The organism is Roseburia sp. 1XD42-69 (assembly GCF_003612565.1).
Classification (GTDB): domain Bacteria; phylum Bacillota; class Clostridia; order Lachnospirales; family Lachnospiraceae; genus Roseburia_B.
The window spans coordinates 1-8,921 of record NZ_RAZG01000095.1; the positions used below are offsets into that span (position 1 = coordinate 1).

6 protein-coding genes are annotated in these 8,921 nt (G+C 38.3%); 1 reads left to right on the forward strand and 5 read right to left on the reverse strand.

Annotated features, from left to right (window positions below):
* Positions 1–83: 83 nt before the first annotated feature.
* Positions 84–770, forward strand: a complete 687-nt coding sequence (locus D7Y06_RS22355) for a hypothetical protein (protein ID WP_120409782.1) — start codon at positions 84–86, stop codon at positions 768–770.
* A 130-nt stretch (positions 771–900) separates the two neighbouring features.
* Here the strand turns inward: D7Y06_RS22355 and D7Y06_RS22360 are convergent, their stop codons facing one another.
* From D7Y06_RS22360 to hsdR, 5 genes are all read right to left on the reverse strand, one after another.
* Complete coding sequence (locus tag D7Y06_RS22360; RefSeq protein WP_120409783.1) at positions 901–1,521, reverse strand: AbiTii domain-containing protein; 621 nt, start codon at positions 1,519–1,521, stop codon at positions 901–903.
* Between the two features lie 24 nt (positions 1,522–1,545).
* Entirely contained in the window at positions 1,546–2,340 is a 795-nt protein-coding gene (locus D7Y06_RS22365) for a hypothetical protein (protein ID WP_120409784.1), read from the reverse strand.
* 15 nt (positions 2,341–2,355) lie between these two features.
* Positions 2,356–3,864 carry a restriction endonuclease subunit S gene (locus D7Y06_RS22370; RefSeq protein ID WP_120409785.1) on the reverse strand — a complete coding sequence of 503 codons (1,509 nt, stop codon included), beginning with the start codon at positions 3,862–3,864 and terminating at the stop codon, positions 2,356–2,358.
* A 1-nt stretch (position 3,865) separates the two neighbouring features.
* Positions 3,866–5,278, reverse strand: a complete 1,413-nt coding sequence (locus tag D7Y06_RS22375) for a class I SAM-dependent DNA methyltransferase (protein ID WP_120409786.1) — start codon at positions 5,276–5,278, stop codon at positions 3,866–3,868.
* A 137-nt stretch (positions 5,279–5,415) separates the two neighbouring features.
* On the reverse strand, positions 5,416–8,655 hold the full coding sequence (hsdR, locus tag D7Y06_RS22380; RefSeq protein ID WP_120409787.1) for a type I restriction-modification system endonuclease: 3,240 nt from the start codon (positions 8,653–8,655) through the stop codon (positions 5,416–5,418).
* Between the last annotated feature and the right edge of the window lie 266 nt (positions 8,656–8,921).

Sequence of the window (8,921 nt, forward strand, 5' to 3'; positions counted from 1 at the left end):
TGAGCTACAGGAAGAGTCAGAAAAACACTGGGATTTTCTGGCTTCTTAGTGGTACAAACTTTTAACTCACAAGTAATTCTTCAATGCAAACATTAATAAATATGAACTCTACCATTCTAGGGACAAAAGAATATATGCTTTTTTTCTATATCAAAGAAGATTTTTCTGCAAACTACTTTTCGTTATACAATGCCGATATCGATTTAGAATGTCTAGGTTTTTCCGTCCTTCAACGAAATACTCGCCATTCTATCGAAGCTTTTCTTGATTTGGTAAATCTCAGTAATGATCCAGATTATCTAACAGTAATGGAACATTGCAATAACCGGAATAATCAATATGATCCAAAATACAATTCCATACTCCATGGATCATGTAATATTCCAAAAAAATATAAAATAGCAACCCAAATGTACAATGAAAGTATTCCTATAGATTTATTGACTATTTCATCAAAAACTAATAAATATACTCATCCAAATGTTTTTATAAGTATTTTAAATTACAATGACTATGATAAAAAATTAGATATTTTAAGGAATTTGTTAAATGCGAATCTCTATACATTGACCGCTGCATATAAATTGATGCTTAAAATATTCAATAATAATATGACACCTGTGCTAACCTGCCCTACCTGTCCTTTTCCCAGTCCCTATCTTAAAAATTGTGAACAGTGTTTTATTAATGAGGAAGCAAGATGTCAAAATTTAATAAAAAACGCACTAATTACATACACGAATCCATTTCAAAATCCATACTATCAATAAACTTCTGTAAGCAGAGAAACCTATAAGCTATTTTTCTTTCGTATATATTACATTACAATTAAGCTTTCTAACAAGAACTATGGGAATCCACCTTAATACTGGTTTCTTGTAATTTTTAACTAAATACTTTTTACTCATCATTACCTTGTTGAATGCCAATATCCTTTACATCAGCATAAAAATTATTTGTATAATTATTTATAACCTGTGTGCTTGATGCAATCTCTCTTTCTTTTTCAGTAAAGGTCATATTTTCTCCCAATATCTCATTCTCTTCAAGCAATAATGCCCAATCCAATATCTTATTTCTAACCGTACTCATAATTCTATACATTTCACTTTTAGAAACAAAAAATGCATATTTTGTCGGCATAAAATCTGTTGAATTGTTAAAAAACTCTGTCAAAGCAGCATTTACCGTTAAACACACTGAGCCGTCACTCGAATTATATGAATCCGATATTGCAGAGATAGAAAGTCCCAACGGTATACATGAAACTTCATCTGCTATATCTGCTGATAAAATCATTGGTATCCAACCATTATACGGATTCCAAGCTTTTATTTCCCCTCTAACATTGCGATACTCTGGCAGATGATTTTCATATCCATTTTGTTCTTGATTTATCCACTCTTCTAAATCTTTAAGTTTCAGCTTTTTTGCCACTAAATAAGCTTTTCTAAGCAAAGATTCTATAGAAATATTTTCATCCAATGCTTCCTTTTGTAATTCCAACACTATACCGCCCATACTTATCTCCTGCTTTATTATTTTTTATAATAGACTCAAAATTCCAGACGCAATAAGACTTCCCCCTACACCCATGGCAAGATTTTTTATATCTGCTAACAAAACTTGTATTTTGCTAGGATTCTCTTGTCTTTGGACTAACACTAAGATTTCTTCCATTTTTTCTCTCAATTCACTTGCACTCTCTCCAAATTCCGAATCCAACATTCCATCATATTTCCTTATTTGTTCAATAATTTTTCCTACTGCATCATAATCAAATTCATTATTTACATTCTTGGTTTGTGTAGAATTTTTTGTTCCTTGTTGAATCTGAATATCGGATACATCTCCATTAAAAATATTTGTATAACTGCTTGTTTTTTGTTCTTGATTCATTGCGTTCTCCTTATCTTGAAAATATGATAATATACTTGGCAGAATACTTATTTCCCAGATACCAGATATGTAGTAAGCATACTGCGAAATCAAACCATACTGTTTAAGTTTTTCAAACTCAAATTGCAAATCACGTTCCAAATACTCAGGAATTCTAATATCATTATTTGTCAGTTTAAAATCATTCCTTTTATAACCATCACAAATATTAGCTACTAACTCTTCTGCTGTGGAATCAATAATTTTCAGTCCGCCGACAGTTGGCTGCCCATTTACGATGGAAGCTGCCCTCTCTCTTCTTGCATCTATTTGAGCCTGTCTATTAGCTTCCCTTCGCTGTTTATCCGCTAATCTTTTATCTGCTTGGATTTTTTTCTTGACATTCTTAGCTGCCTCTTTTTGATATTTTTCTAATGCTTTTTCCAATGAACTTTTTGGCATACATACACCTCCATGCTATGTTTCTACAAGTATTGTTTTAAGTAATTCGATTGCGGACATTTCATCTGAATCATTTGTTCCTAATTCCCCCCGGAATGCGTTAGCAAGAATTGATTTTCTTATACCTTCAACATTCTCCAAAGTAGTTTCAATTGAATCAATAATAGAATTTTCCTTATTCATTAAATTATCTATTATCTTAACAATCTCATTTTGTTCCTCCAATGGCGGGATAATAAAATCCAATTCTCTTACCCGCTGGCAATTTAACGCTTGAGGACCTGAGCCAACTCCCTTTTCTCTATTCCTCTTATACTGTTTTTGTAGCCAGTACCAAAGGAACTTAGAATTTATCTGTCCATGTTCTATAACAATTGCGGCAATATTTTGGTTAGTAGTTGCCTCAATATTCAGAATGGCACTCTGTCCTCTTGTCTTTCCCTCCCCAATCATCGCAATTAATACTGTACCTATTGGAAGTAATTTCACAGATGAATTATCATATCCCTCCTGCGTAATTCGTTCTTCTGTGTATGCAATAACATTGTTTCTTACCTCTCCTGAACTAACCCATGGAATATCGCCATTCCAAAAATTATCACATTTTCTTGATGGAGTACTGCCATTTGTAACAATCGAAACTGCACCTATATTCCCCTGATACCAACAGACATTAGAACTCATTGTTATTTCATTAAGTTTGCTTTGACCATCTTCTATGAATTTTTTTTCTCTCTTTGATAAATTCAACGAATACTTTTCAATGTTATCTATTACACAATTTTTTATGTTTAAATGATTCCGTCTCCATTTCTCTGTCAATATTCCTGAATATGCTTTTTGCAAAATAGAATTTCGTCTTTCATTACAAATCCTTAAAGAATCTTCTAACTTCTCTTTCACTTCATCCAATTTAGCAAATAAGTTCTCTATTCGCTCTACAATACGTTGCTGCTCTTGTAATGGTGGTAAAGGTATCGGAGATTTCATAATATATTCTGCTCTTATGTTATTTATATTTACCCCACTCGCCAAAAGACGTATTCTTTCTCTGTAAATTTGAGATTGAAAATAATAATCTACATATCTTTTACAGAGCTTTTGTTTGGGTCTGACTAACATCAGGAATGCTCCAAATGACACATCTGAATAATTAGCAAATGATATTCCTGCTCTTCCAATTACTTTCTTGCTACCCGTTGACGATACAATAATAATATCATTTTCTTGTATATATTGTTCAAACTTAACTAAAGATTTATCTACATATATATTTTCTGCCTCAATATCAATAGCCCCCTCCAAAATATTACCACCACGCATTACCAAACAGTCATTTTTACATTTAACTAAATGACTTTCATTCTTTTTATATGAAACTCCTCTATGTAAGTCTACCAGATTTCCCACTATAGTCCAGCACCAATTCTCCGGCACTTCATACGGCTGCTCCTCCACCGGCACCAACGCCCGCTCCAGCTTCTCCTCTAAGGTCAATTCCTCTTTCTTCTTTCCTCTCGCCATGCTACACCTCTGTACTTTCCAGAGACTTTAACTCCTTTACCACGCTCTTTAACAAATCCACTGCTTCCTCCAACTGGGAAATACATTCCTCCCCACTTTCAATCGGATCTGGCAAATCCTCATAATCCAGCACAGAATCATCCCGAATCAAGCCTTTATCCAAGGTATTTCCCAATTCCTCCCTGGTAAAAACATTCCATCTTTCATCCTCTACCGCATGACGGTCTTTTGCGGTATATGCCGCTATAAAGTCCTTGAAATGCTCATATTTCAGCGGATTTGTCTTGCCAAAAGATGGCATATTGGTTCTGAGGTCATAAAACCATACTTCCTCTGTATTATTGTGGTCAGTCGTTCCTCTTCTAAAAAACAGTACGTTTGTCTTGACTCCCTGTGCATAGAAAATACCTGTCGGCAGGCGAAGCACCGTATAAAGATTACATTTATCCATAAGGTCAGCACGAATCCTCTCGCCTTCACCGTCTGCAAACAATACATTGTCAGGCAGTACAACTGCTGCCCTTGCCTTACCGTCTGCTTTCAAAGAACGGTATATATGCTGTAAGAAATTAAGCTGCTTATTGCTTGTCTGATAGGTAAAGTCATCCCGATTTGCCCGCTCACCGCCTTTCTTAGTTCCAAATGGTGGATTAGTAAGTACCACATCAAATCCATGCATTACCTTCCCTTGATTGGATAGTGTATCACATAGATAAATTTTCCCTTCTATATCGTGAAGCATTGCATTCATTAGTGCAAGCCGATGTGTTTCATGCACCAGCTCTGCTCCGGTAAATGCCTCCTTCTGCTCAAATGCCGCTTCTTCCTCTGTTAAGTCCATCCAGTCGTTGGTATGCTCTTTTACATAACGGTCAGCCGCAATCATAAAGCCAAACGTACCACATGCCGGGTCGTTGCACCGTTCACCCGGCTGTGGTGCAATCAGTTCTGTCATCACATCTATGAGCACCCTCGGCGTAAAATACTGTCCCGCTCCGGACTTCTTTTCGTTTGCGTTCTTCTCCAACAAGCCCTCGTACAGATTCCCCAGACCTTCCTCTTTTGCCGAATACCAGTCCAGTTCATCAATGTTCGTAATGATTTTCTTTAAATTTGCCGGCTCCTCTATATTGCTTCTTGCCCCTTGGTAAATTTCCTGCACACGTCCACTACAGTTTTCTCCAAGTTCCCTGAGCAGTTCTTCATAAAAACGCTTTAACTCCATACCCTCTTTAATTTTTAATGCATCCCAACGGTAATCTTCCGGAATATTCTTTTCCGAACCTGTTTCCTTTGCCATTTTCAAAAACAAAATATAGGTCAGCTCCGTCACATACTGATGATAGGTGATTCCATCATCACGAAGTACATTACAAAGATTCCATAACTTTGATACAATTTCTGCATTTGTCATAGTCATCCTCCATGCCGCTTTCATCGGCTCTTGTATTAACCGAAAAATGCGTTAGCATTTTTCCAGTGTGAAACTTAGATGTTCTTCGGCAAAGCCTTCATAATGCTTTGTCGATTTTAGAACATCTTCTCACACTTTTATGCGGTATACATATAGCTATTGATTTCATCAATAATTGCATCCAGTTTATTTCCAAATGCTTTATCAACCGCTGCATAACCGCCTTTAATTTTAAACTGCGGTGCCTCAAAAGTCTCCTTATTCAGCACAGCTTCTTTCAACAAATAGGCTTCTATCCGTTCCAGCCAATTAAGCTGTACCTTGCTTAACTCCGGATGTGCCTCCTTTGTCTTCATAATCGCAGAATGAATCCGTTCCTCCTTGCTGACTAAGGCATCTCCAATGCTTTTCTGACGGATAAAGCTGATAATATCTGCGGCAATATCTTCATTCGTCATCTGCTTCCACGCTGTCTGAAGCATAGTCTCGCTGAAATGATTCCGGTCAAGAATCAATTTCAGTTCTCTTAATGACTGTCTGGTCAATTCTTTCGGTCTGGTCGCTACGATATTCAATGCAGCAATCTTATTGATATTGCTGTCAATAAAAGCATGGAACTCCCTCAGATAATCTTCGGGTTTTGCAGCATCACCATAACCTCTTTCGTGGCTGCTTATCTCGTCCTTTGCATCACTGATAAACTTCGGTCTTTCCTGCGGAATCCCCCTCACATAAGCAAATGCATCCCGACACTTTTTCACAGTTTCCACTGCCTGATCTGTTGGCATATTGCGGATTGTATCTGCAAAGCTTTCCGGTGATTCCCCTCCTGACAGAGACTTAAATTGCTCCCTGTATTCCTCTGGCATTTTATTTTTGTTTCGCAAAATTTTTGCAATAATAATGTCTATCTGATTCCCTCTTGCCCTGTCGCTTTCCAGATTGTCGATACCATCTATTAAATCTTCAAAAGTTTCCTTTGGATTGACCACAACTGGTTTCATCGTAGACATTGGTTCTAACGCCTGATATACCCCAACGGCATCATAGATTTCAAAATGTGTTTTCCCAATCCCCAGACATAGTCTGGTGGCACGTCCAAGCATCTGCTCAAAAAGAATACGAGAACGGATTCTCCGCAGAAATACCAGATTGACGATCTCCTCCACATCAATGCCTGTGGTCAGTAAATCAACGGTTACAACAATGTTTGGAAATGTTTCATTCTTAAACCGCCGGATTGCTTCTTTAATTTTTACCGGATTGCCATTTTCTATGGAACCGGTAATCTTCATAACGGCTTCTTCGCTAATTCCCTGCTCGGAATAATAATCTTTCAAAATCTTTGTAATCATATCCGCATGGGCATCATCCACTGCGAAAATAAGGGTTTTTCCCTTTTCATTTGGATCAATGTCCTTGGCCATCTCAGCTAAAACGGTTTCATTAAAGCCTTTTGTGACTACCTTTCTGTTAAAATCCTCTATCTCAAACTTCAAATCGTCTTCCAACTCATCACTATTGGTAACCGTATTGGTCACAGGATCATAGATAGGAGCAGTGCTCCCTGCCTCAAAGACAATCCCTTCCTCGCTAAGCTTCGTCCTGATAATATGGGGTGCATCGTGGTCTACCAGATAGCCATCCACTACGGCTGTCCGGTAATCATAGGAATATACCGGCTTTCCAAAGATTTGTGTTGTATGAAGAGCAGGGGTGGCGGTAAGGGCAATCTTAACCGCATCAAAATAATCAATGACCGCCCGGTATTTGCTGCGAAAATCATCCTGATTACGATAAAGCACTTCATCTTCGCCCATTTCCTTATCCAGAATATATCCTCGGTGTGCTTCATCCACGATAATGCAATCGTAGTCCGACACTCCTATACTGACATCCGTTTCATTGTAAAGAATACGTTTTACCAGACTCTGAACCGTTGCAATGTGGACACGAGTATCCTTTTCAAATTCCTTTTCCCCGAGGTCTTTGATATCATATAATTGATTCAGCGTTTTTAAATCTTCCAGCTTTACCTCTTTGAAGGTATCCATTGTCTGGTCTCCAAGGGCTGTTCTGTCAACCAGATATAGAATTCTTTTAAACCGTTTCGCAGACAAAAAGCGGTAAATCATGCCAAGAACCGTTCTTGTCTTTCCGGTTCCCGTTGCCATGGCAAGCAGCACCGTATTTTTATGTTCCGCAATGGCTTTCTCGGCTGCCTTAACCGCTTCGATCTGATAGTAACGCAGCCCCAATCCGTTGGAATCTTCTAATATCTCATACCCTGTAGCTGCAAGTTTTCGATCTGCTTCCGCTATATCCCTTTCCAAATCCTGTTCCAACCCCTCCGGGCTTGGCCATCCTGCCAGAGCCTTTGAAGCATTAAACTGCTGTCTGGTATCTAAAAACCAAATGCCAGACATTTCTTCATACTGTTTGATATAATCCCTGCCATTCGTAGCAAACAGGAACGGAACCTTATACTCCCCATACTGCTTCAGCAAATATTTTTCATGCTCTGCCTTAATCCTCCTTGCATACTCTTTACACTGACCATCCAATACGGAAGAAACATTCGTATGTTTTTTCTTCGCCTCAATAATCCCAACCATTTTTTCGCCAATAAAGAGTGCATAATCCGCATACCCTCCATGACCTGTTGCGGAATCGGTCGGCCACTCCGCAATTGCAAGATTCCTGCCTTTGGCTGGCCGAATCCCTTTGGAGTAACGGATTGCCCCCGTATCCGCATCCCATCCAACTTTGCGGAGCTGCTCATCAATCAATTCTCTCGTCTGTGCCTCGGAAAGTTTTACTTTCATCGCTTTTTTGTAAGCAATTGCCCTTCTTGCACTGTCCGATTTTCCAGCCTTCTGAATCTGCTGCAATTCAATGAGTAATGCTTTATTACGTTCCTCCAGCTCCCGGTTTTCCTTTTCCAATTCATCCAGACTAACCGTAATATCCTCCGGCTGAACATACTCCGCAGGACTGTAACTGTAATCCCCATAGGTCTGCATATACCATATGCAGAGTTCATACAACAGCGGTAGATTATTTAATGCCTTTTCGCCCTCGTCCGTTCCGTTATGAGCTGCATTATTACGGTCTTTCCGCAAAATATACAATGTATTATTAATCTCATGCGGCAATAGGTCATTTTTCTTTAACAGTCGAATACGATTGGCATGGGTATTGTCATAATCCGGTTCTTTGATCCCGTCATAGGCAAGCATATACTTTACCATGACTTCTGCTAACATTCCCTGTTTGATAATGGATGTATTCGGATCTGAGTAAACGTATTTTTCAGACAGATCGCCCAGCTTTGCTAAATCGCTCCATCTATCCTCAAGAAAAGTAAAGTTACCCATTCTCATGCCTCCTTCGTATATTTATTGCATCCGGCTTTGGATTGTTTTCTTGGCTCTATATATCATCATACAAATTGTTTGTTTCCGTATGAACATTGTACCATTTATAACCATGATGTGACAAGGAAAAACTGCAAGCATTTTGCAAGCACAGCAAACGGGAAGCCGCATAAATACTGGCTTCCCGCTGTTTTTTGTCACGCAAAAAATGATTTTCGCTTTTTCACTCTCAAAAAATGCAAATCCACTTTCGCATTTACAAGTCC